This is a genomic window from Microbacterium sp. YJN-G (assembly GCF_015040615.1).
GTDB lineage: Bacteria > Actinomycetota > Actinomycetes > Actinomycetales > Microbacteriaceae > Microbacterium.
On record NZ_CP060402.1, the window covers coordinates 2,932,738 to 2,956,679 of the forward strand.

The 23,942-nt window shown below is 71.3% G+C and carries 18 protein-coding genes; 7 read left to right on the top strand and 11 right to left on the bottom strand.

Going from position 1 to position 23,942, the window contains the following annotated elements:
• The first annotated feature begins 247 nt into the window (after positions 1-247).
• The gene (locus H7694_RS14110; RefSeq protein ID WP_193597089.1) at positions 248-1,891 is read left to right on the top strand and encodes a choice-of-anchor I family protein; all 1,644 of its coding nucleotides are present in this window, start codon (positions 248-250) and stop codon (positions 1,889-1,891) included.
• A 61-nt stretch (positions 1,892-1,952) separates the two neighbouring features.
• On the opposite strand, the gene H7694_RS14115 is transcribed toward H7694_RS14110, so the two are convergent.
• From H7694_RS14115 to H7694_RS14140, 6 genes are all read right to left on the bottom strand, one after another.
• On the bottom strand, positions 1,953-2,918 hold the full coding sequence (locus tag H7694_RS14115) for an aldose 1-epimerase family protein (protein WP_193597090.1): 966 nt from the start codon (positions 2,916-2,918) through the stop codon (positions 1,953-1,955).
• A gap of 79 nt (positions 2,919-2,997) precedes the next feature.
• Complete coding sequence (locus H7694_RS14120) at positions 2,998-4,158, bottom strand: ROK family transcriptional regulator (protein ID WP_193597091.1); 1,161 nt, start codon at positions 4,156-4,158, stop codon at positions 2,998-3,000.
• Between the two features lie 95 nt (positions 4,159-4,253).
• Positions 4,254-6,743, bottom strand: coding sequence for a glycoside hydrolase family 3 N-terminal domain-containing protein (locus tag H7694_RS14125; protein ID WP_193597092.1), 2,490 nt, complete (start codon positions 6,741-6,743; stop codon positions 4,254-4,256).
• A 2-nt stretch (positions 6,744-6,745) separates the two neighbouring features.
• Positions 6,746-7,603, bottom strand: a complete 858-nt coding sequence (locus H7694_RS14130; protein WP_413782945.1) for a carbohydrate ABC transporter permease — start codon at positions 7,601-7,603, stop codon at positions 6,746-6,748.
• A 29-nt stretch (positions 7,604-7,632) separates the two neighbouring features.
• Entirely contained in the window at positions 7,633-8,574 is a 942-nt protein-coding gene (locus H7694_RS14135; RefSeq protein WP_227468402.1) for a carbohydrate ABC transporter permease, read from the bottom strand.
• Positions 8,575-8,651: 77 nt separating this feature from the next.
• On the bottom strand, positions 8,652-9,947 hold the full coding sequence (locus H7694_RS14140) for an extracellular solute-binding protein (protein ID WP_193597094.1): 1,296 nt from the start codon (positions 9,945-9,947) through the stop codon (positions 8,652-8,654).
• Between the two features lie 172 nt (positions 9,948-10,119).
• Between H7694_RS14140 and H7694_RS14145 the strand changes: the two genes are divergently transcribed.
• From H7694_RS14145 to xylB, 3 genes are all read left to right on the top strand, one after another.
• The gene (locus H7694_RS14145) at positions 10,120-11,139 is read left to right on the top strand and encodes a LacI family DNA-binding transcriptional regulator (RefSeq protein ID WP_193597095.1); all 1,020 of its coding nucleotides are present in this window, start codon (positions 10,120-10,122) and stop codon (positions 11,137-11,139) included.
• A 75-nt stretch (positions 11,140-11,214) separates the two neighbouring features.
• Complete coding sequence (xylA, locus tag H7694_RS14150; RefSeq protein WP_193597096.1) at positions 11,215-12,405, top strand: xylose isomerase; 1,191 nt, start codon at positions 11,215-11,217, stop codon at positions 12,403-12,405.
• 130 nt (positions 12,406-12,535) lie between these two features.
• Entirely contained in the window at positions 12,536-13,918 is a 1,383-nt protein-coding gene (gene xylB / locus H7694_RS14155) for a xylulokinase (protein ID WP_193597097.1), read from the top strand.
• A 201-nt stretch (positions 13,919-14,119) separates the two neighbouring features.
• Here the strand turns inward: xylB and araA are convergent, their stop codons facing one another.
• The 5 genes from araA to H7694_RS14180 all read right to left on the bottom strand — a co-directional run bounded on the left by araA (position 14,120) and on the right by H7694_RS14180 (position 20,430).
• Positions 14,120-15,637, bottom strand: coding sequence for an L-arabinose isomerase (gene araA, locus H7694_RS14160; protein WP_193597098.1), 1,518 nt, complete (start codon positions 15,635-15,637; stop codon positions 14,120-14,122).
• Positions 15,638-15,645: 8 nt separating this feature from the next.
• On the bottom strand, positions 15,646-17,229 hold the full coding sequence (locus tag H7694_RS14165; protein ID WP_193597099.1) for a xylulokinase: 1,584 nt from the start codon (positions 17,227-17,229) through the stop codon (positions 15,646-15,648).
• Entirely contained in the window at positions 17,226-17,960 is a 735-nt protein-coding gene (locus H7694_RS14170; protein WP_193597100.1) for an L-ribulose-5-phosphate 4-epimerase, read from the bottom strand. The genes H7694_RS14165 and H7694_RS14170 overlap by 4 nt, the downstream gene beginning before the upstream one ends.
• A gap of 149 nt (positions 17,961-18,109) precedes the next feature.
• Positions 18,110-19,120 (bottom strand): LacI family DNA-binding transcriptional regulator, encoded by a 1,011-nt coding sequence (locus H7694_RS14175; RefSeq protein ID WP_193597101.1) that lies wholly within the window; start codon positions 19,118-19,120, stop codon positions 18,110-18,112.
• Between the two features lie 50 nt (positions 19,121-19,170).
• Complete coding sequence (locus H7694_RS14180; protein ID WP_193597102.1) at positions 19,171-20,430, bottom strand: FAD-binding protein; 1,260 nt, start codon at positions 20,428-20,430, stop codon at positions 19,171-19,173.
• 62 nt (positions 20,431-20,492) lie between these two features.
• Between H7694_RS14180 and H7694_RS14185 the strand changes: the two genes are divergently transcribed.
• From H7694_RS14185 to H7694_RS14195, 3 genes are all read left to right on the top strand, one after another.
• The gene (locus tag H7694_RS14185; protein WP_193597103.1) at positions 20,493-21,539 is read left to right on the top strand and encodes a LacI family DNA-binding transcriptional regulator; all 1,047 of its coding nucleotides are present in this window, start codon (positions 20,493-20,495) and stop codon (positions 21,537-21,539) included.
• 126 nt (positions 21,540-21,665) lie between these two features.
• Entirely contained in the window at positions 21,666-23,003 is a 1,338-nt protein-coding gene (locus H7694_RS14190; protein ID WP_193597104.1) for an extracellular solute-binding protein, read from the top strand.
• Entirely contained in the window at positions 23,000-23,941 is a 942-nt protein-coding gene (locus H7694_RS14195; protein WP_193597105.1) for a carbohydrate ABC transporter permease, read from the top strand. Before H7694_RS14190 ends, H7694_RS14195 begins: the two co-directional genes overlap by 4 nt.
• Position 23,942 lies beyond the last annotated feature (1 nt).

Sequence of the window (23,942 nt, forward strand, 5' to 3'; positions counted from 1 at the left end):
AATCGGGTCGGCGGGGGTCTCTCTCTTCCCCGGCGCCGCCCCCGCCGCGCCTCCACTCCCCTCGAGACTTGCCTTCCAGCACGAGACTGCCTTCCGGGGGCGAAGTCTCGTGCTGAATGGCAAGTCTCGGGCGGACAGGCGCGGGTTCACGCTGCCGCCCGCGGCCGTTCACCGCCCCGACACCCGCCGCGAGTACACCGGGGTGCGCGCGTGCGCATGCATGCACCCACCCGGGTGAAGGACGAAGATGACTCGCATTCTCGCTCGCCGCGCCGCGCTCGCCACCGTCGCGACCTGCGCGCTGCTCTCCCCGCTCGCAGCCGCGCCCGCCTATGCCGGCATCGTGGCGGCACCTGTCGCCGTCGCGGCATCCGATGCCGCCATCGCGCTCACGCCGATCGGCAGCTACGAGACGGGGATCTTCGACGCCTCGGCCGCCGAGATCGTGACGTTCCACGGCGAGCGCATGTTCGTCGTCAACGCGCAGGCCGGCGACGTCGAGGTGCTCGACTTCTCCGACCCCGGGAGCATCGCGAAGGTCGCCTCGATCAGCGTGGACGGGATCGCCAACTCGGTCGCCGTGCGCGCCGACGGCCTCGGGGTGATCGCCGTCGAGAGCCCGGTCAAGACCGACCCCGGACACCTCGCGTTCTTCGACGCCGGCGACCCCGGGGCGGGCGTCATCGGCACGGTGCAGGTCGGCGCACTGCCCGACATGGTCACGATCACCTCCGACGGCAAGTACGCGCTGGTCGCGGACGAGGGTGAGCCGAGCGACGACTTCACGATCGACCCCGAGGGCTCGGTCTCGATCGTCCGCCTCGACCGCAAGCTGCGCGCCCCGAAGCAGCAGCACGTCAAGACGGCCGACTTCCACGCCTTCGAGGACGACCTGCCCGAGGGTGTTCGCGTCTTCGGGCCGACCCCGCACGGCGACGACCGCCCGGTTTCGCGCAACCTCGAGCCCGAGTACATCGCCGTCATCGGCGACCTCGCCTACGTCGCCCTTCAGGAGGCGAACGCCGTCGCCGTCGTGCACATCCCCTCGGCGAAGGCGCGCGAGATCCTGCCGCTGGGCCTGAAGGACTTCGGCGTCACCGCGCTGGACCCGAGCGACCGCGACGGCGACTACGCGCTGCGCACCTACCCGGGCCTGTTCGGTGTGTACATGCCCGACGGGATCGCCTCGTACGAGGCCGGCGGCCGCTCGTATTTCGTCACGGCGAACGAGGGCGACGCCCGCGAGTGGGGCGAGTACGCCGAGTCGGTGCGGGTGAAGAACCTGGCGAAGGACGGCTACGGCGCGGTGGATCCCGAGAGCCCGCTCGCCGCGTACCTCGGGGATGCAGACCTCGGCCGGCTGAACGTGAGCATCGAGGGCGGCTTCAACGCCGAGACCGGGTACTACGAAGAACTGCACGGCTTCGGCGGACGGTCGTTCTCGATCTGGACCACGGAGGGCGAGCAGGTCTTCGACTCCGGCTCGGACTTCGAGCGCATCACCGCAGAGGCGAACGGCGAGTTCCTCAACTCGAACCACAGCGAGGCGAACCTCGAGGGCCGCAGCGACGACAAGGGCCCCGAGCCCGAGAACCTCGTGCTCGGCGAGGTCGACGGCCGCACCTACGCGTTCATCGGCCTGGAGCGCGTGGGCGGCATCATGGTCTACGACATCACCGACCCGGCCCGCGCATCGTTCGCGGGCTACGTGAACAACCGCGACTTCTCGGTCTCCGTCGAGGACGGCGGGGCGCTGGCGGATGCCGGTGACCTGGGCGCCGAGGGGCTGGCGTTCCTGCCCGCCGACGCCTCGCCGACGGGCACGCCGATGACCGCGGTCGCCAACGAGGTCTCGGGCACCACGACCCTCGTCGAGGTCACCGCCCGCTGACGCAGACGGACACCTGCTGAGAACGGGGGCCGGTGGAGAGCATCCGCCGGCCCCCGCCGGGTCACAGGGCGCGGATGCGCCAGGATGCCGCGTGCTCGGCGCCCGGTGCGAGGGTGACGAGGTCGACCCCGGAGTTGAAGGCGTCGGGCGGGCAGGTCATCGGCTCGACGGCGAGGCCGAGCCGGTGGATGGCGTGCTGCCCGGGCTGGTCGGCGGTGTGCACCTGCACCCACGGGCACCGCTCGTCCCAGGTCATGGCCACGCCCTGGCCCGAGTCGGTCACCAGGCGCACCTCGGCGACGCCGTCACGGCGGTCGAGGTCGGTGAATGCGTGGTCGATGAAGACGTCGCCGATACGGCGCGGTTCGCGGAAGTCCCACTCCGGATGCTGCTCCACACCGTGCACCGCGACCGGGCTGAGCCGGTCTTCGGTGACGGTGAGCACCTCGGATGCCGGCAGGGTCAGGGTCCACGCGTCGACCGGGCCCGCGTCGGCATCGTCCACCGACACGTCGCCCGGCGTCGCGGGCCCTGCCACGAGGTAGGGGTGCGGGCCGGTGCCCCAGGGGGCGGCATCCGACCCCAGGTTGCGGGCGGTGACGGTCTGCTCGAGACCGTCGGCGTCGAGGCGGTACTCGGTCTCGACCTCGACGCGGAACGGGTAGCCCAGGCTCGGCTCGATGACCGCGACCAGCACGACGCGGTCGTCCTCGACGACGCGGTCGGAGAACTCGGCCCACGACAGCAGCCCGTGCAGGGCGTGCCCGCGAGTGGGCTCGGTCAGCGGCAGTTGCCGCTCGACGCCGCCGAACGCGTAGCGGCCGTCGACGATGCGGTTCGGCCAGGGCGCCAGGGTCGCGCCGCGGTGGGCGGGGCGCACCTCGTCGGCCTCGAAGGGCACGACCAGGTCGCGGCCCTCGTGCCGCAGCACACGCAGCGTGGCGCCGATGCTCGCGATGACGGCCTCGTAGCCGCCGCTCACGATCCGCAGCTGGCGTCCGGAGCGGGGGGTGGTGTGTTCGGTCATGAGGCTCTCTCGTTCATCGGTGAATGGCACAGGTCGGTCACTCAGGTCGGAAGGGTCGGTCGTGGGCCTGGCTGCCGGCTCAGGCGAGGGGGTCGGCGAGCAGGCGCTCCATCGCGGCATCCGCGGCGCCGATGAGCAGCCGGTCGGCGGCCAGCGCCGCCGAGGCCAGTTCGAGGCCCTCTGCCGAGGCTGCGAGCGCCCGCGCGCGCACCTCGGCGTCGAACCCCTCGCGGTCGATGTCGCGCAGGCTCCCCAGGAACCCGCCGAGCACGATCATCGACGGGTTCAGCACGTTGACGGCGTTGCCGAGGGTGGCGGCGAGGATGCGGCGCTGCCGGCCGGCCTCATCGGCGACGGCGGCGTCGTCGGGGGCGGCGAGCGCCTGCTCCAGAGCCGCCTCGTCGGGTGCGGTGAGCCCGGTGGCGCGCACGAGGCGGGCACGGTTGACCTCGTCCTCGAGCACTCCCCCGTCGGCCCGGCGGTCGGCGGCATCCGTGATGCTCGCGGCCGTCTGGCCCCACTCGCCGGCGTACCCGCCTGCACCGCCGATCAGCTCGCCGTGCAGGATCAGCCCGCCGCCGATGCCGCTGGCGCCGCCGTTGAGGTAGACGACGTCCTCGTGCTCGCGGGCGACGCCGAACAGCCGCTCGGCCCTGGCGCCGTACGAGGCGTCGTTGCCGACGACCACCGGAAGTCCCAGCGCCTCGCTCAGGGGGCCGGCGATGTCGGCATCCCGCCAGTCCAGGTGCGGTGCGAGGCGCACCAGCCCGTCGTCCGTCCGGACGAGGCCTGGTACGGCGACGCCGACGCCGACGATGCGGCATCCGCTCAGCGCACCCTCGCGCCATGCTGCGATGGTGCGCGCGACGGTCTCGACGACCTGCGCGACGTCGGGGCTGTCGGCTTCGATCCGCTCGCGGACCCGCACCGCACCGCCCAGCGACACGGCACCGATCTCGATCGCGTCGATCTCGGGGTTCACGCCGATGGCGACGACATCCGCACTGGGCACGACGATCGGCGAGGGGCGGCCGACCCTGCGGGTCGGGTCGGGCTCCTGCTCACGGACGAGCCCCGCCTCGACGAGCCGCGACACCAGGTCCGAGACCGTCGAGCGGTTCAGCCCCGTCTCGGCGGTGATCACCGCCCGCGAACGCGGCCCGCCGTGATGCACGAGGCGCAGCACCTCCGCGAGGTTGGTGCGCCTCACCCCCTCCACCGTCGTGGCGCGTTCGTTCATCGTCCCAGGCTACCGATCCCGCTGCCCTGCCCCTGCGGACCGTAACCGAATGTCACGGTCCGCTCACCCGAACGACAGGGCACTCGAAAGACACGTCACTCGAACGACACGGCGACGAGTCGTTCGTCCTCCGCGGTCACCGCGTGCACGCCGCCGGTGAGCGTCACCGTGGCGGGCGCGGTGGCGGCGCCGGGCAGCACGCGCGCGGCGCGCGCCTTCGAGTTCGAGATCGCCCCGCCGGTCGCCTCGTCGAAGCCCGAGGCGGATGCCGAGGCCTCGGCGTGCGACGCCGCCCACACCTGCACCTCACCGGGCTCGACGACGCGCACCAGGTCGCGGTCGCTGAACGCGAACCGGGCGGCGGGCACCTCGAAACGCACGCGCCTTGCCTCACCGGGGGCGAGGTCGACGCGGGCATAGCCGAGCAGCTGGGCGACGGGCCGCGTCACCGACGCGACGGGGTCGCGGCCGTACAGCTGCACGACCTCGGTCGCCGGGCGTCCCCCGGTGTTGCGGACGACGACGGATGCCGTGAAGCGCCCATCCGTGCTCGCCTGCGGCGAGACCTCGAGGCCCTCGTACGCGAAGGTCGTGTACGACAGGCCGAATCCGAACGGGCGCAGCGGGGTCGGGTCGGTCGAGGTGACGTCGGACGGTCCGCCGAGGATCGGATGCAGGTAGCTGTAGGGCTGCGCACCGGACGAGCGAGGCAGGCTCACCGGCATCCGCCCCGAAGGGGCCACCGCACCGGTGAGCACCTCGGCGATCGCCGTGCCGCCGGCCTCGCCGGGGAAGAACGCCTGCAGCACCGCAGCCGGGCGCGTGCCCGCGCCGTCGAGCGCCCAGTCGATCGCGTAGGGCCGCCCGGTCAGCAGCACCATGACCACCGGGGTGCCGGTGGCGACGAGCTGCTCGACGAGTTCGCGCTGCACACCCGGCAGCTCCAGCGACTCCACGTCGTTGCCCTCGCCGACCGTGCCGCGGCCGAACAGCCCGGCCTGGTCGCCGACCACGACGATCGCGACGTCGGCACCGGCTGCGGCCGAGGCCGCAGCCTCGAAGCCGCTGCGATCATCGCCCTCGACCCGGCATCCGGGCAGGTGCACGATCTCGGCATCCGGCAGCGCGTCGGCGAGCGCCTCACGGACGGTGGGGATCTCGAAGCCGAGCTCGTAGCCGGGGTGGTGGGCGAGCACGTGGTTCGCGAAGGAGTAGCAGCCCTGCAGCGCGTCGGCGCGGTCGGCGTTCGGGCCGATCAGCGCGATCCGCGGCGCGCTGCCGGCCAGCGGCAGCACCCCGTCGTTCGACAGCAGCACGAGCGATTCCGCCGCGAGCCGTCGCGCGACCTCGCGGTGCGCCGGGGTGTCGAGGTCGATCTCGGCCGGCGGCTCGGATTCGAAGACGCCGGGCTCGAGCAGACCGAGCTGCTCCTTCTGCGTGAGCACGCGGATCACCGCACGATCGACGTACCCCTCATCGAGCAGCCCTGCGCGCACCCGCTCCACGAGCGGGGCGAGGTAGGCGTCGCCCGAGGGCAGCTCGACATCGATGCCGGCCTGCAGCGCGAGCGCCGCCGCCTCGCCGCGGTCGGCGGCGACAGCGTGCATGACCTCGAGGAACGCGACGGCGAAGTAGTCGGCGACGACCACGCCGTCGAACCCGAGCCGGTTGCGCAGCACCCCGGTGAGCAGTGTGGGATCGGATGCCACCGGCACGCCGTCGATCTCGGTGTAGCTGTTCATCACGCTGCGTACGCCGCCGTCGCGGATGGCCATCTCGAACGGCGGCAGGAACACGTCGGCGACCTCGCGGGGTCCCGCCGACACCGGCGCGTGGTTGCGCCCAGCGCGCGAGCCCGAATAGCTGAGGAAGTGCTTGAGCGTGGCGTGCACGCCCGCCTGCTGCAGACCCCGTACATAGGCGGTGCCGACGGTGCCGACCAGGTACGGGTCCTCGCCGATGCACTCGTCCACGCGGCCCCAGCGCGGGTCGCGCACGACGTCGAGCACCGGCGCCAGGCCCTGGTGGATGCCGAGCTCGCGCATCGACTCCCCGATCAGCCCCGCCATCTCGGCGACAAGCTCCGGGTCGAACGAGGCGCCCCAGGCCAGCGGCGTGGGGAAGGTCGCGGCCTTCCAGGCCGCGAGACCGGTGAGGCACTCCTCGTGCACGAGCGCCGGGATGCCCAGCCGCGTCTCATGGGTGAGCCGGCGCTGCTCCTCCCAGAGCCAGGCGGCCCGCTCGGCCGGGTCGACCGGACGCGTGCCGTACACCCGGGTGTAGTGGCCGATGCCGTCGCGGGTGATCTCGGCGAGCGCGCCCGAGGCCTGCCCCGCGCCCATCTCGTTCTGCATCGGCGCGACGACCTCGCCGCCCTGGTCGAGCCAGTACCCGACCAGCTGCGCGGCCTTCTCCTCCAGCGTCATCCGTGCCAGCAGCGCGCTGACGCGCTCCGAGGCGATCGGGAACGCCGGGATGACGGCATCCGTCTTCGCCGCGGCGTTCACGGCATCCGTGACGCCCACGGCATCCGTGACGTCCGCGCCGTTCGTACCCGGGGTGTCCTGTGACGTGTCGTAGACCATGCTCAGCCCTTCACCGCACCGGTCAGGCCACCCACGATGCGGCGCTCGAAGAGGCTGAAGAAGATGAGTGCGGGCAGCATCGACAGCGACGTGTACGCCAGCACACGTGCGGTGTCGACCGAGTACTGCGACGCGAAGTTCTGCACGCCCAGCGGCAGGGTGAACAGCGCCTGGTCGTTGAGGATGAACAGCGGCAGCATGTAGCCGTTCCACGATCCGACGAAGGCCAGGATGCCGACGGTGATGACACCCGGCAGACTCAGCGGCACCACCATGCGCCAGAAGAAGCCCAGGCGCGAGGCGCCGTCGATCGAGGCCGCCTCTTCGAGCTCACGGGGGATGGCCCGCAGGAACGGCACGAGGATGATGATCGTCGTGGGCAGCGCGAAGGCGATCTGCGGCAGGATGATGCCGGCCAGGCTGTTCACCAGCCCGAGGTTGCGGACCAGGATGTACAGCGGTGTGATCGCCACCGTGATCGGGAACATCAGGCCGGCCGCGAACAGCGAGTACATCACCGCGCGCCCGCCGAAGTCGTACCGGGCCAGCACGTAGCTGGCCATCACGCCCAGCAGCACGGCGCCGAGGGTCGTGCCGACGGCGGCGATGGTCGAGTTGAGCATCGCGACCCAGAACTCCGAGCTGGCCAGCACGTCGCCGTAGTTGGCGAGCTGCCAGGGCGTCGGGAAGCCCGAGGGATCGTTGGTGATCTGCGAGTTCGTGCGGAACCCGCCGATGATGATGTACAGCACCGGGGTGATGCAGATCGTGATGAGCACGATGGCGACGAGGTAGACCGCGGGGCTGCCCCAGCGCACCTTCGGCGAGCGGCGCAGGCCGCCCGAGCCGAGCGGCTGCACGACCAGCGAGGTCTTCAGGCTGTCGGTCGTCACTTGCGACCCCTTCCGCTTGCGCCGGTGAGAGCACCCTCGGTGTCGCGTCGCAGCACGAAGCGCTGATAGAACAGCGCGACCACGAGCGAGATGAGGAAGAGCATCACGGCAACGGCGTTGCCGAACCCGTAGCTGCCGGCGAGATGCCCGTTCTGGTACATGTAGGTGGCCATCGTCGAGGTGCCCGCCGTCGCGGCGATGTACTGGCCCCAGATGATGTTGACGAGGTCGAAGAGCTGCAGCGAGCCGATCACCGACAGGAACGCCCAGATGCGCACGGTCGGACCCAGCAGCGGCAGGGTGATGCTCCACTGGATCTTCCAGAAGCCGGCGCCGTCGATGGCGGCGGCCTCGTAGAGCTCCTCGGGGATGGACTGCATGCCGGCGAGCATGAGGATGACGGCGAAGCCGACGTACTTCCAGGTGATGATGATCATCAGCGTCCACATGGCGATCGCCGGGTCGGCGAGCCAGGACTGCTGCAGGTCGCCGAGGCCCCATTTCTCCAGGAGCGAGTTCAGCGCGCCGGCATCCTGCATCATCAGGCTCCAGCCGATGCCGACGATGACCTCGGAGATGACGTACGGCATGAAGATGAGCACGCGGATCACCGAGCGTCCGCGGATGCGCTGGTTCAGCAGCAGCGCGAACAGGATGGCGACCGGGCCCTGCAGCACGAGCGACAGGACCACGATGATGAAGTTGTGCAGGACGGCGTCGCGGAACATCTCGTCCCGCCACATGAGCATGTAGTTGTCGAGGCCGACGAACTCGGTCGGCCAGCCGAAGCCGTTCCACTTGAAGAAGCCGTAGAAGCCCGCCATCACCACCGGGAAGATGACGAACCCGAGGAACATGATGAGTGCCGGGCCAGTGAGAAGCGCGATCTCGCCGCGCTTGCGCCAGTCGGCGCGGCGCCGCCGCACCGGGGCCGGCATGCTGCCGGCTCCGGTGCGGACGGTGCTCTCAGGCACGACGGAACCTGCCGGCGCCTGAATGTCTGTCATCGTCCCGCTCAGCCCCTCGCGGCCGCTTCGGTGATCTTCGACACGAGCTTCTCGGGGTCGCCCTGGCCGGCGAGCATCTCGACGACGCCGGTGTTCAGCGCGTTTCCGACGTTCTGGCCGAGTGCGGTGTCCAGCCACAGCGCGACGTAGGGCGCCTCACCGTATGCCTCCATCAGCGGCACGAGCGAGGGGTCCTCGACCGCGCCCTTCGCCTCCTGCGAGGCGGGGATGGTCTGGAAGGCCACGGCGTACTTCTCCTGCCACTCCTTCGACGAGACGAAGTTGAGGAAGTCCTCGCACGCGGCCGGCGAGTCGGCCGAGCAGGCGTAGCCGTCGACGCCGCCCATCATGGCGCCGGGCTCACCCTCGCCACCCGAGACCTCGGGGAACGGGAACCAGCCGAGGTCGGGCAGCGGCTTCTCGTCGGGGGTCAGGCTGGCGATCACGCCCACGTCCCAGGCGCCCATGAGCTCCATGGCGGCCTTGTGGTTGGCGAGCAGACCCGCGGAGGAGTTCGCGCCCTCCTGGGCCGAGGTGGTCAGGAAGCCCTGGTTGAACGGCTCGATGGAGACGAAGTCCTGCAGGTTCTCGGCCGCGGTCAGCCAGCATCCGTCGGTGAAGTCGGCGTTGGTGGACAGGTTCGAGATGAGGTCCTCGCCGCAGGCGCGCAGCGCGAAGAAGTAGTACCAGTGCGCGGCGGGCCAGGCATCCTTCGCGCCGAGCGCGATCGGCTGGATGCCGGCGGTCTTCAGCTTCTCGACGGCCGCCTCGAGGTCGTCGAGGGTCTCGGGCGCCTCGGTGATGCCGGCCTGCTCGAACAGGTCCTTGCTGTAGAAGATGCCGCCGGGCAGCACGGCGCTGGGCATGCCGTAGATCTTGCCGTCGACGGTGAACGCGGCGAACGGCGCATCGCCGAGGGCGCTCTTCACATCGTCGGAGATGAGACCGGTGAGGTCCTTCACCTTGCCGGCTTCGACGATGTCGGCGAGCTTGCCGCCACCGCGGGCCATGAAGATGTCGGGCATGTCGCCCGAGTTGACGGCGGTCTGCAGCTTGCCGTCCATGTCCTCGTTCTGGATCGAGGTGACCTTGACGGTGACCTCGGGGTTCTCGTCCTTGAACGCGGCAGCGGCATCCTCCCAGTACTGCTTACCGGGTCCGGTGGTCGAGTTGTGCCACATGACGAGCGTGCTCTCGCCGTCGGCGGGCGCTCCTCCTTCGGCACTGGGGGAGCAGCCGGTCAACCCGAGCATCCCCACCGCCGCCACGACCGCCGCGGCGGTCCAAGCCTTGCGGATCTTCATGCTGTGTCTCTCCTCATCTTCGAGTGTTCAGCAGGGCCGGCGCGATTTGTTGTCACCGGCACCCAATGTGCTTTCGGCCTACTCTGACACCTCGGCCCGACGGATGTCAATCGTTGTCGATAACGTTTTCGTGCTCAACCGGATAACGATATCGCTTGCTAGGTTGTGATCCATGAACCGTCGCATCACGATCCACGACGTCGCCGAGACCGCCGGCGTCTCGGTGGCGACCGTGTCGAAGGCGATCAACGGCCGCGACGGGGTCTCCCCCGCGACACTGGCCCACGTGCTGGGGGTCGTCGAGCAGCTGGGCTACGCCAGTTCACTCGTGGCCACCTCGATGCGCCGGCAGCGCACCAACGTGATCGGCGTGCTCGTGGCCGAGTTCGAGCCGTTCGCCCTCGAACTGCTGGGCGGCGTCTCAGCCGAGCTGCAGGGCACGCAGTACGACGTGCTCGCCTATGCCGGAACCGTGTCGGCCGGCGAGCACCACGGCTGGGAGCGGCGGTCGCTGTCCCGGCTGGGCGGCACGCTCATCGACGGCGCCATCCTCGTCACCCCGACGACGGCCCCGGCCGAGGCATCCGTCCCGATGGTCGCGATCGACCCGCACGCGAGCCCCGCCGGGGATGCGGATGCCGGTGGCCCTGCCACCGTCAGCGTGCTCAACGCCGACGGCGCCCACGCCGCCACCGCGCATCTGATCTCCCTCGGCCACCGCCGTATCGCGCATCTGCGGGGCCGCACCGATCTGGAATCCGCGCAGCAGCGCGAGGAGGGCTATCGCCGCGCGCTCGCGGAGGCGGGCATCCCGCAGGACCAGGCGCTGATCGCCGAGGGCGGCTATCGCGCCGCCGATTCCACAGCCGGCGCGCACGCGCTGCTACACCTGGCCGATCGGCCGACGGCCGTGTTCGCGGCCAACGACCTCTCCGCGATCGAGATGATCCGCGTCGCCGCCGAGCGCGGGCTGCGCGTGCCGCAGGATCTGTCGGTTATCGGATTCGACGACATCCCGCAGGCCGCGATGCACACCCCGCAGCTCACGACCGTGCGCCAGCCGCTGGCCGAGATGGGCGCCACGGCGGTGCGGATGCTGCTCGGCATGATGCACGACGGCGCCGGGCGTGAGCAGGTGCGGATGCCCACCCGGCTGGTGGTGCGCGACTCCACCGCCGCTCCCCCGCGCTGACCGCTTGCCATCGCGCCCGATCGTGATATGTTGTGCAGTACAACATTTCATCGACGTCGCTGAAGGCGGATCATCATGGCACTCACCCCCACCAAGGCCGACCGGTTCTCGTTCGGCCTCTGGACCATCGGCTACAACGGCACCGACCCGTTCGGCGGCCCGACCCGGCCGGCGCTCGACGTCGTGCACGCCGTCGAGAAGCTCAGCGAGCTCGGCGCGTACGGCCTCACCTTCCACGACGACGACCTGTTCGCGTTCGGGTCGACGGATGCCGAGCGGCAGACGCAGATCGACCGGCTGAAGCAGGCGCTCGCCGACACCGGCCTGATCGTGCCGATGGTCACCACCAACCTGTTCAGCGCCCCCGTGTTCAAGGACGGCGGCTTCACCTCGAACGACCGGCAGGTGCGCCGCTTCGCGCTGCGCAAGGTGCTGCGCAACATCGACCTGGCCGCCGAGCTGGGTGCGAAGACCTTCGTCATGTGGGGCGGCCGCGAGGGCGCCGAGTACGACTCGGCCAAGGACGTGCGCGCGGCTCTCGAGCGCTACCGCGAGGCCGTGAACCTGCTCGGCGACTACGTCACCGACAAGGGCTACGACATCCGCTTCGCCATCGAGCCCAAGCCGAACGAGCCCCGCGGTGACATCCTGCTTCCGACGCTCGGTCACGCGCTGGCCTTCATCGAGTCGCTCGAGCGCCCCGAGCTCGTCGGCCTGAACCCCGAGGTCGGGCACGAGCAGATGGCGGGCCTGAACTTCACCGCCGGCATCGCGCAGGCGCTGTACCACGGCAAGCTGTACCACATCGATCTCAACGGGCAGCGCGGCATCAAGTACGACCAGGACCTGGTGTTCGGTCACGGCGACCTGCACAACGCGTTCTCGCTGGTCGACCTGCTCGAGAACGGCGGACCCGACGGCACGCCGGCCTACGACGGCCCGCGTCACTTCGACTACAAGCCCAGCCGCACCGAGGACGAGACCGGCGTGTGGACGTCGGCGGCCGCCAACATGCGGATGTACCTGCTGCTCAAGGAGCGCGCCAAGGCGTTCCGCGCCGACCCCGAGGTGCAGGAGGCGCTGGCCGTCGCGAAGGTCGCCGAGCTGGCTCAGCCGACCCTCAATGATGGCGAGAGCTACGACGACCTGCTGTCCGACCGCAGCGCCTACGAGGACTTCGACGCCTCGGCGTACCTCGGTGGCAAGGGCTTCGGCTTCGTGCGCCTGCAGCAGCTGGCCACCGAGCACCTGATGGGCGCCCGCTGACCCGCACGCCCCCTCCGCCGAAACCCCTCCTGGTCGTCGAGACCCCTCAGCAGCAACGCGATTGCGGAGGGGTCTCGGCGAGGGTGAGGGGTTTCGGCGACAGAGGAGAGACATGAGAGAGGATGACGCGATGGCACTCGTGATGGGGGTCGACAGCTCAACCCAGTCGTGCAAGGTCGTCGTGCGGGATGCCGCGACCGGCGCGGTCGTGCGCACCGGCCGGTCATCGCACCCGGACGGCACCGAGGTGGACCCCGCCGCCTGGTGGGATGCCCTGCAGCAGGCGATCGCCCAGGCCGGTGGCCTCGACGGCATCGACGCGGTCGCCATCGCCGGGCAGCAGCACGGCATGGTCGTGCTCGACGCGGAGGGGAACGTCATCCGCCCCGCGCTGCTGTGGAACGACACACGGTCCGCGGATGCCGCATCCGACCTGGTCTCAGAGCTCGGCGCCGGGGCGTTCAGCATCCGCACGGGCGTCGTGCCGGTGGCATCGTTCACCGCCACGAAGCTGCGCTGGCTCGCCGACCACGAACCGGATGCCGCGGCGCGGATCGCCGCCGTCGCGCTGCCGCACGACTGGCTGACCTGGCGCCTGCGCGGATTCGGCCCCGAGAACCCGCGGCTCGACGAGCTGGTCACCGACCGGTCGGATGCCAGCGGCACCGCGTACTGGGGAGCCGACGGCTACGACCGCGAGATCCTCTCGCTGGCGCTGCGCCGCGACGCGGCGGACATCGTGCTGCCGCGTGTGCTGGGTCCGTCGGAGCATGTCGCAGGCCCCGGGGGGATGCTCGTCGGCGCCGGTGCGGGCGACAACGCCGGTGCCGCACTGGGACTGGGTGCCCGCAGCGGTGACGCGGTCGTCTCGATCGGCACCTCGGGCACGGTCTTCGCCGTGACCGACTCGCCGGTGCGCGATGCGTCGGGCACGGTGGCCGGATTCGCGGATGCCGCGGGCGGTTGGCTGCCGCTGATCGCGACGCTCAACGCCGCCAGGGTGATGGATGCCACCGCGGCGCTGCTGGGCGTCGGCCACGACGAGCTGGGCGAGCTGGCTCTCGCGTCGTCGGCCGGGGCGGGCGGGCTCGTGCTGCAGCCGTGGTTCGAGGGCGAGCGCACCCCCAACCACCCCGACGCGACCGCGACCCTGTTCGGCATGACGCTGGCGAGCACCACCCGCGAGAACCTCGCGCGCGCCGCCATCGAGGGTGTGCTGTGCGGGCTGGCCGAGGGGCTGGATGCGATCCGCGCCCACGGTGTGACCCCGCAGCGCATCCTGCTCATCGGCGGTGCCGCGCAGAACCCGGCCGTGCGCGGGATCGCCGCCGAGGTCTTCGACCTGCCGGTGTTCGTTCCCGAGCCGCAGGAGTACGTGGCACTCGGCGCGGCCGCGCAGGCCGCCTGGGCGCTGACCGGCTCGCGTCCAGGGTGGGGTGCGGAGTCGGCGGATGCCGTGCCCGGCACCCCCGTCCCCGGCATCCGCGCGCAGTACTCCGCCCGCCTCCCCTGACCCGCCCGCCCCCGCCCCGCGTCTCCATCCCCGCTGAGAAACCACTTTTCGCGTGAGAAACGCGCGCACGCGTGATTTCCGATGCGCAAAGTGGTTTCTCACGGAGGAGGGTGGGGGGCACGCGTGGGGCGGCGCGCAGACCGACCGAACACGAAGACGCCCGGCCCCGCGGATGCGGGGCCGGGCGTCTGGCGTTGAGGGCTAGAGGCCCTGAGCGAGGCGATGGTAGGCCTGGTTCCAGCGGACCTGCTGCTGGAACTCCGGCAGCCGGGTCGACTCGTCGATCACGAGCAGTTCGATCTCAGCCATCTCGGCGAAGTCGCGGAACGCGTCGATGCCCACGGCCGTCGACATCACCGTGTGGTGCGCGGCACCGGCGGTCAGCCATGCGGCCGCGCTCGTGTTGAAGTCGGGCGCGGGCTTCCAGACCGCGCGTCCCACCGGCAGCTTGGGCAGCGCGGCGCGCGGCTCGACGTTCTCGACCACGTTCGCGGTGAGGCGGAAGCGGTCGCGCATGTCGCTGAGCGCGACGACGACGGCGGGGCCGGGGTCGGCGGTGAAGACCAGGCGCACCGGGTCGTCCTTGCCTCCGATGCCCAGCGGGTGGATCTCGAGGGTCGGCTTCGCGGTGGTCAGCGACGGCGACACCTCGAGCATGTGCGCCCCGAGGATGAGCTCGTCGCCCGGGGTCATGTCGTAGGTGTAGTCCTCCATCAGGCTGGCCCCGCCGGGCAGGCCCGCGCCCATGACGTTGGCGACGCGCACGAGGATCGCGGTCTTCCAGTCGCCCTCGGCGCCGAAGCCGTAGCCCTCGGCCATCAGGCGCTGCACGGCCAGACCAGGCAGCTGCTTGAGCGCGCCGAGATCCTCGAACGAGGTGGTGAAGGCGCCGAAGCCGCCCTCCTCGAGGAACGACCGCAGCCCCAGCTCGATCGCCGCGCCGTCGCGCAGCGACCCGTGCCGGTCGCCTCCGCGGCGCAGCTCGGGGGCGACGTCGTACAGCTCCTCGTACTCGGCGACGAGCGCGTCGACGTCGGCGCTGGATGCCGCGGCCACGGCATCCGCCAGTTCGTTCACGCCCCAGGTGTTCACCTGCACGCCCAGCCGCAGCTCGGCCTCGGTCTTGTCACCCTCGGTGACCGCGACGTAGCGCATGTTGTCGCCGAAGCGCGCGAGCTTGAGCGAGCGGGATGCCGCCAGTCCCGCGGCGGCACGCTGCCAGGTGCCCAGCTCACGCTGGACGCGCGGGTCGCCGGCGTGCCCGACGATCGTCTTGCGCGGCACGCCGAGGCGGGTCTGGATGTACCCGAACTCGCGGTCGCCGTGGGCGGCCTGGTTGAGGTTCATGAAGTCGAAGTCGATGTCGGCCCACGGCAGCTCGACGTTGGCCTGGGTGTGCAGGTGCGCGAGCGGCTTGCGCAGCGCGTCGAGGCCGGCGATCCACATCTTCGCGGGGCTGAAGGTGTGCATCCAGGCGATGACGCCGATGACGCGGTCGTCGGCGCTGGCCTCGAGGGCCGTGCGCTTGATCGCGGCGGAGTCGGTCAGCACGGGCTTCCAGACGATGCGCACCGGCACGTCTGCGGCCTCATCGAGCAGGCGCGCGATGTTCTGCGACTGCTCGGCGACCTGCGCGAGGGTCTCGGGGCCGTACAGGTGCTGGCTGCCGGTGAGGAACCAGACCTCGTAGGAGTCGAGGGAGGTGGTGAGTCGGGGCATGGGGATCCTTAGAGGGAGTCGACGGCGGCGGCCTCGATGGCCAGGCCCGCCCGGTAGCGGTCGAGGTAGGTGGCGAACCCGGCCACATCGGCCGGGTCGGGGTCGGTGACGGACAGGGATGCCGTGGCGAACACGCGCTGATCCAGGTAGTCGCCCAGGCTCAGCCGGTCGGCCTCGGCGAGGTAACCGGCGAGCACGGCGATGCCCCAGGCGCCGCCCTCGGAGGCGAGCTCGCCGACGGCGACCGGAGCCCCGAGCGCCCCGGCGAGGAAGCGCTGGGCGACACCGGCGGTGCGGAACATGCCGCCGTGCGCGAACATCCGGTCGAGGCCGACGCCCTCCTCGGCGAGCACGGTCATGCCCAGCGCGAGCGTGCCGAACACGCCGTACAGCTGCGCGCGCATGAGGTTCGCGAGCGTCAGCGCGCTGCCGGGGGTGCGCACGATGAGCGGGCGCCCCTCGGTGAGGCCGGCGATCGGCTCACCGGCCAGGTGGTTGTAGGCGATCAGGCCACCGGCATCCGCCTCGCCCTGCAGCGCCTCGAGGAACAGCGCCTCGAAGGCCGCGTCATCGCCGATCGGGTTGCCGGCCGCGGCGGCGAAGCGCGTGAACACACCCGCCCAGGCCGCCAGCTCACTGGCGCCATTGTTGCAGTGCACCATCGCGACGGCGTCGCCGGCGGGGGTGGTGACGAGGTCGAGTTCGTGGTGCACCTCGGTGAGGGGCCGCTCGAGCACGACCATGGCGAAGATGCTCGTGCCGGCCGAGACGTTGCCCGTACGCGGGGCGACGGAGTTCGTCGCGACCATGCCGGTGCCGGCATCGCCCTCGGGCGGGCACAGCGGGATGCCGGAGGACAGGGCGCCGCTGGGGTCGAGCAGCGCCGCTCCCTCGGCGGTGAGCTCACCGGCGGGCGCGCCGGCCGGCAGCACTGTGGGCAGCAGCTCGGCCAGGCCGGCGGGCAGGCGGTCGCCGGCGAGTGCGTCGTAGGCGCGCAGCATCCGCTCGTCGTAGTCGCAGGTCGCCGAGTCGATGGGGAACATGCCCGAGGCGTCGCCGACGCCGAGCACCCGCTGCCCGGTCAGCTTCCAGTGCACGTAGCCGGCGAGGGTGGTGACGAAGTCGAGCTGCGGCACGTGCGGCTCGGCGTCGACGACGGCCTGATGCACGTGCGCGACCGACCAGCGCAGCGGGATGTTGACCCCGAGCAGCTCGGTGAGCTCGGCGGCCGCGACGCCCGTGTTCGTGTTGCGCCAGGTGCGGAACGGCACGAGAAGCTCGCCGGATGCGTCGAAGGCGAGGTAGCCGTGCATCATGGCCGAGATGCCGATGGCGCCGAAGGACGCCGGTCGCACGCCGTAGCGGTCGTGCACGTCGGAGACGAGGTCGGCGAACGCGGCCTGCAGGCCCGCCCAGACCTCGTCGAGATCGTAGGTCCACAGGCCGTCCTGCAGGCGGTTCTCCCACGAGAACGAGCCGGTGGCGAGCACCTGGGTGGCGTCCGAGCCGATCAGGCAGGCCTTGATGCGGGTGGAGCCGAGTTCGATGCCGAGGCTGGTACGGCCGTCGAGGATGTCCTGGCGTGCGCTCATCGGCGGGTGTCCGTGTTCTGTCCGTAGACGTTCTGGTAGCGGTCGTAGAGCCGGTCGATCGCATCCTGCGGGATCGGAATGAGCGGCCCCGCCTCGCGGGCGTGGTGCACGGTGCGGGCGACGTCCTCGACCATGACCGCCGCCTTGACGGCATCCTTGGCGTCCTTGCCGATCGTGAACGGGCCGTGGTTCTGCATGAGCACCGCGCGCGAGCGGTGGCCGGTGAGGGTGTCGACGATTCCGCGGCCGATCGAGTCGTCGCCGATGATCGCGAACGGCCCGATCGGGATCGGCCCGCCGAACTCGTCCGCCATGGCGGTGATCACGCAGGGGATCTCCTCGCCGCGCGCGGCCCAGGCGACCGCATAGGTCGAGTGGGTGTGCACGACGCCGCCGACCTCGGGCATGTGCCGGTAGACGTAGGCGTGCGCGGCGGTGTCGCTGGAAGGCGAGCGGTCGCTGCCGGGGGTGCCGGGGATGACGTTGCCGTCGAGGTCGCAGAGGATCATGTTCTCGGGCGCCAGGTCGTCGTACGAGACGCCCGAGGGCTTGATGACGAAGAGGTCGCCGCTCGGGTCGTCGCCGAGGCGGACGCGGCCGGACACGTTGCCGCCGGTCCAGACGACGAGGCCGTAGCGGACGAGTTCGCCGTGCAGGCGGGCGACGTCCTCGCGGACGGCCTGGATGACGGCCTCGACCTCGGGGGTGAAGGCGGGGACTTCGTTGCTCACGGATACCTCATCGTGGTCCGGCGGGTGTCGCCTGCGGTCACTGTGACCGGTCACAGTGACCGGTGTCGTCCAGTGTGACACGGCCCGGCGCGAGCGTCAACACAGGCCAGGCGCGGAGTCCGGCGCCGGCCCGCCCCGCCCGGCACGGGTCAGGCGGGCGGCGCGACCGACGCCCGCGGCACGAGCACCGGCGGCACCGGCTCGAGAGCGGATGCCGTGGCCCCGGCGTCGCCGATCACCAGACCCACCGCGCGGCGGGCGAGCTCGGCGAAGTCCTGCCGGATCGTGGTGAGCTGCGGCCAGTAGAACGCGGCATCCGGGATGTCGTCGAACCCGACGACGCTGACGTCCGCCGGCACGGCGAGCCCCGCCTCGTGCAGCCCGCCGAGCAGGCCGAGCGCCATCTGGTCATTGGCGCAGAACACGGCGGTGATGCCGGAGGCGATCACGGCGCCGGTCGCCGCATACCCGGATGCCGCGGACCAGTCGCCCTCGATCACGGGCCCCGCCTGCAGGCCGCGATCGGCGAGCTCGGCGGCGAAGCCCTCGGCGCGGGACTCGGCCTCGAGCCAGTCGGCGGGCCCGGCCAGGTGCGCGATGCGGGTGTGCCCGGCGTCGGCGAGGGCGGCCACGGCGAGGCGGGCGCCGGCGGCCTGGTCGATCGACGGCCCGCGGGCGCCGTGACCGGAGGAGTGCAGGGTGACGATCGGCACGTCGATGCGCAGGGCATCCAGCGCGTCGAGGGTGCGCGCGTGCGGGGCGACCACGACGATGCCCTCGACCCCCTGCGCGATGAGGTGATCGACCGCCGCGACCACGGCGTCGGCGTCGCCTGCCTCGGCGAAGGCGGCGCTCACCCAGTAGCCCGCCTCGCGGGCGCACGCCTCGATGGCGGCGATGCTGCGCGCGGGCCCCTGCTGCTCGGCGTTCGAGGCCAGCACCCCCAGCGTGCGTGAGCGGCGTGTGCCCAGGGCCCGGGCGGCGTTGTTCATGCGGTAGCCCAGCTCGGCCATGGCCGCCAGCACCCGCTCGCGGGTGCTCTCGGCGACCTCGGGGTGGTCGTTCAGCACCCGCGAGACCGTCTGCCGCGAGACGCCCGCGCGGGCGGCGACATCGCGCACACCCACGGTGCGGGTGCGTTCGGCCGGGGTTTCGCTCATCGTCCCGAGTGTAGGGCGCGCGCGATCCGTGCTGCCGCGCGCGGCTCGCATCAGAGCCCGAGTCGCGCCAGGTAGTCGTTGACGAACCGCCGCTCGGGATCCCAGGCGGCGCGCAGCGCCGCGAAGTCGTCCCAGCGCGGGTTGCGGGCGCGCACCTCGGCGGCGTCGAGGGTGAAGATCTTCCCCCAGTGCGGGCGGGCCGAGGCCGGCAGCGCCGCCTCGAGCTCGGGCAGCAGGGCACGCACCGCCTGCTCGTCGGGCCGCCAGGTGAAGTGCAGGCCGACGATGTCGGTGCGGTAGGCCGGGCTCAGCCACAGCGCGTCGGCGCGCACGGTGCGGATCTCGTTGACCAGCAGCAGCGGTGCGATGCGCTCGGCCAGCGAGCGGACGGCCTCGATCGCCGCCACGGCATCCGTGCGGGGAACGAGGTACTCGCTCTGCAGCTCGGCACCGGCCGACGGCGTGAACTCGAGCTTGAAGTGCGGCAGTCGCTGGAACCATTCACCCGGCACCCCTCCCTGCTCGGTGCAGGCCTCGGCGTCGACGCCGAGGATCGGATGCCGTTTGCCGTCGGCGACCGCCGCGCCGAGTGCCGCGGCCAGTCCGGCGCGCTCATCGGCGCGGCCGTCGGGCTGGCGCTGCTTGACCCAGAGCAGATCGGCGGCGTCGGTGCGGCGCCAGGTGGAGAACAGGCTCACGCTCGTGCCGATGCCGGTCACGGCATCCAGGTCGGCCAGCACGGCATCCCAGCCCGGACCGTCGTAGACATGCTGGGCGACGGCATAGGTCGGCTCGACGTCGAGCGTGATGTCGAGCACCGCACCGAGCGCGCCGAGCGAGACGACCGCGCCGGCGAAGTCGGCATCGCCGCGCTGCAGCCGGCGCACCTCCCCGGATGCCGTGAGCACGGTCAGCGCGCGCACGGCGGCGGCCAGCGAGCCGATGCCGTCACCGGATCCGTGGGTGCCCGTGGCCACCGCACCTGCCACCGAGATGTGCGGCAGTGAAGCGAGGTTCGCCAGCGCCAGCCCCTGATCGTGCAGGACGGGTGCGATGTCGCCGTAGCGCAGTCCGCCGCTCACGCGCACGGCATCCCGCTGCCCGTTCACCTCGATGATCCGGGGCATCCGGTCGAGGGCGATGAGCGCGCCGTCGGTGTCGGCGATGTCGTTGAAGCAGTGCCGGGTGCCCAGCATCCGCACCGGCCCGCCGGCCGCGAGACGCCCCCGCAGCTCGTCGACGGATGCCGGATGCGCGACCTCCGCCGCACGGTACGAGAGGTTGCCTGCCCAGTTGCGCTCATTGCCCATGCGGCCATGATGCCACGCGCGTTACATCGATGTATCCGATGCGTCGGGCTAAGCTGACGCGCATGACAGCGACGCCTCCGCGCCGCGCGACGATGAAGGACGTCGCGGCGCTCGCCGGCGTCTCGGCCAAGACCGTGTCGAACGTCGTCACCGGCGCATTCACCGTGAGCGAAGACACCCGCACGCGGGTCGAGCAGGCGATGCGGCAGCTCGATTTCGTGCCCAATCTCAGCGCCCGCGGCATGCGCACCGGCCGGTCGGGAACGATCGCCCTCGCTCTGCCCGACCTGGCCACGGCGTACTCGGCTGAGCTGGTGCACAGCATCGTCGCGGCCGCCCACCAGCGGGGCCTGGCCGTGCTGGTGGAGGAGACGGCTCTGGCGCCCGAGCGCGAGGGCGAGCTTCTCGCCCGGGCGCGCACGCGCCTGGTCGACGGCCTGATCCTCAACCCGGTGCGGCTCGAGGACAGTGCGATCCGGGATGCCGATCGGCTGCCGCCGCTGGTCGTGATCGGCGAGGTCGAGCAGAACCTGGCCGATCACGTGCGCATCGACAGCCGCAGCGCGGCGGCCGACGTCACGCGGCATGTGCTCGCCCGCGGCGCGCGCCGCATCGCGGTGATCGGCGGGGACGATGACCCGGCCCTCGCCACCGCGACGAGCAGGCTGCGCCTTCAGGGCGTGCACGACGCCCTGCGCGAAGCGGGCATCGCGCCCGACCCTGTGCTGGAGGCGAACCGGCTGCCCTGGTCGATGGCCTCGGGTGCGAAGGCCATGCGCACCCTGCTGCAGCGGCGGATCGCATTCGACGCGGTGATCGCGTTCACCGACTCGCTGGCCTTCGGCGCGCTGAGCACCCTCGCCGAGCACGGCATCCGCGTGCCCGACGACGTGCTGCTGGCCGGATTCGACGATGTCGAGCTCTCGGCCTTCACCGCCCCGTCGCTGACCACCGTCGCGTTCGAACGCGACGCGCTGGCCGATGCCGCACTGTCGCTGCTGACCTCGCGGATGGACGACCGCACCGCTCCCCCGCACGGGATCACGCTGCCGCACGAGCTGCGCGAGCGCGGCAGCACCTCGCGCACGCCCGGCGGCCACCGCCCCTGAGGCCTGCCAGGGCGACACCCCGTCCGGCACCGCGTCGGGCTCCCCGTCCGGCTCCCCCCCCTTGCGCCCTGATTACCACGATGTAATGATGGAGCCGTTCACGAAGACGTGACGAAGGAGCGATGGATGACACCCCCTCTCGATCTGTCCCGAAGGCAGTTCCTCGCTGCCGCGTCGCTGGCGGCGGGCACGGCCCTGCTCGCCGGCTGCGCACCAGGCACCGCTTCGGGCTCGACCACGCAGACCCTGCAGTTCTGGCATCTGCTCTCCGGCGGCGACGGCGTCACCATGTCGTCGCTGCTCGACAAGGTCAACGCCGCACAGGACGCGTACCGCATCCGCCCCACCGTGCTCGCCTGGGGCTCGCCGTACTACACCAAGCTCGCGATGGCCGGCACCGGCGGACGCGCCCCCGACGTGGCGATCATGCACGCCACCCGCGTGCCCGGCTGGGCGCCGGGCGGCCTGCTGGACAGCTGGGATCTCGACCGTCTCGCCGAGCTCGGCGTCGACGAGTCGACGTTCCCCGCACCGATCTGGCAGAAGGGCTTCGCGGGCGACAGGCTGTTCAGCGTGGCCCTCGACGCGCATCCGTTCGTGCTGATGTACAACACCGACATCTGCGACGCGGCCGGGCAGCTCGACTCCGACGGCCGGCTGCGCGAGACGTCCTCGCCCGAGGAGTTCCTCGAGCAGCTGCGCGCGGTCGCAGGCTCCGCCGAAGGGCACGCCCTCTCGTACGGCTACCTCGGTGACGGGGCACAGATGTGGCGCCTGTTCTACGGCCTGTACGCGCAGCACGATCTCGCGATCGAGCTGCCGGTCGGCGGGAAGATGGGCATCGACAAGGATGCCGCGGTCGAGGTGCTCGAGTTCATGCGCACCCTGCTCGACGGCGAGATCGCCGCCACGCAGAACGACTACGGCACGGCCGTGGCCGAGTTCGCCACCGGCAAGAGCGGCATGTTCATGACCGGCGTGTGGGAGCTGCGGACGATGCAGAACGCCGGCATCCCGTTCGACGCGACGATGATCCCGACCCTCTACGGCACCCCCGCCGTGTACGCCGACTCGCACTCGTTCGTGCTGCCGCACCAGTCGGATGCCGACCCGCAGCGCCGCGAGCTCACCTACCGGTTCGTCGCCGACATGCTCAAGGGCTCGTTCGGCTGGGCCGAGGCCGGGCACGTGCCGGCCTACCTGCCGGTGACCACCTCACCCGAGTACGACGATCTCGTGCCGCAGGCGCACTACGCCGAGGCCGCCGAGCACGTCGTGTACGACCCCGAGGCGTGGTTCACCGGCTCGGGATCGAACTTCCAGGGCGAGTTCGGTGCCGCGGTGCAGGGCGTGCTGCTCAGCGGCGACGACCCCGCCGCCGCGATCGACCGGTTCGAGCGCCGCGTGAACGCGCTGCTCGCCCAGCCCAACCCCGCCGACCCCGAAGGGACGTGGAAGCCATGACGACCACAGCCAGCACCCGGGTGATCGTCACCGGCCGCCGCGACGACACCCCGTTCCGGCACGCCGGACCCCGCCGCCGTGAGGAGCTCATCAGCTGGGCGTTCCTCGCCCCCTTCCTCATCGCCTTCGCGCTCTTCCTCGTCTGGCCGATCCTGCACGGCATCTACCTGAGCTTCACCGACCAGTCGCTCACCGGTGCCGGCGGCGGCTTCGTCGGCTTCGCGAACTACGCCGAGGCGCTCGGCGACCCGGTCATGTGGCAGTCGCTGTGGAACACCGTGTGGTTCACGGTGCTGTCCACCGTGCCGCTGGTGCTGGTCGCCCTGCTCATGGCGGCGCTCGTCGACCGCGGGCTGCCCGGTCAGTGGCTGTGGCGGTTGTCGTTCTTCATGCCGTACCTGCTCGCCTCGACGGTCATCTCGCAGATCTGGGTGTGGATCTTCAATCCGCAGATCGGCGCCGCGAACAACATCCTGAAGGCGCTGGGACTCGAGCCGATCGCCTGGCTGCAGAACCCCGACACCAACATGATGGCGATCGTGATCGCCACGGTCTGGTGGACCGTCGGGTTCAACTTCCTGCTGTACCTCGCGGCGATGCAGAACATCCCGCAGCAGCAGTACGAGGCGGCGTCGCTCGACGGCGCGGGGCCGTGGCGGCAGTTCTGGTCGATCACGCTGCCGCAGCTGGCGCCGGCGACGGTGCTGATCCTGATCCTGCAGGTGCTCGCGTCGCTGAAGCTGTTCGACCAGGCGTACCAGATGCTCGGCGGTGTCGCGAGCGACACCACCCGCTCGATCGTGCAGTACATCTACGAGGCCGGCTTCGTCAGCTACCGGTTCGGCTACTCGGCCGCGATCTCCTACGTGTTCTTCGCCCTCATCGTCATCGTCGGGGTCGTGCAGGCCGTCGCGACGCGCCGCAAGAAGGAGCTGTGAT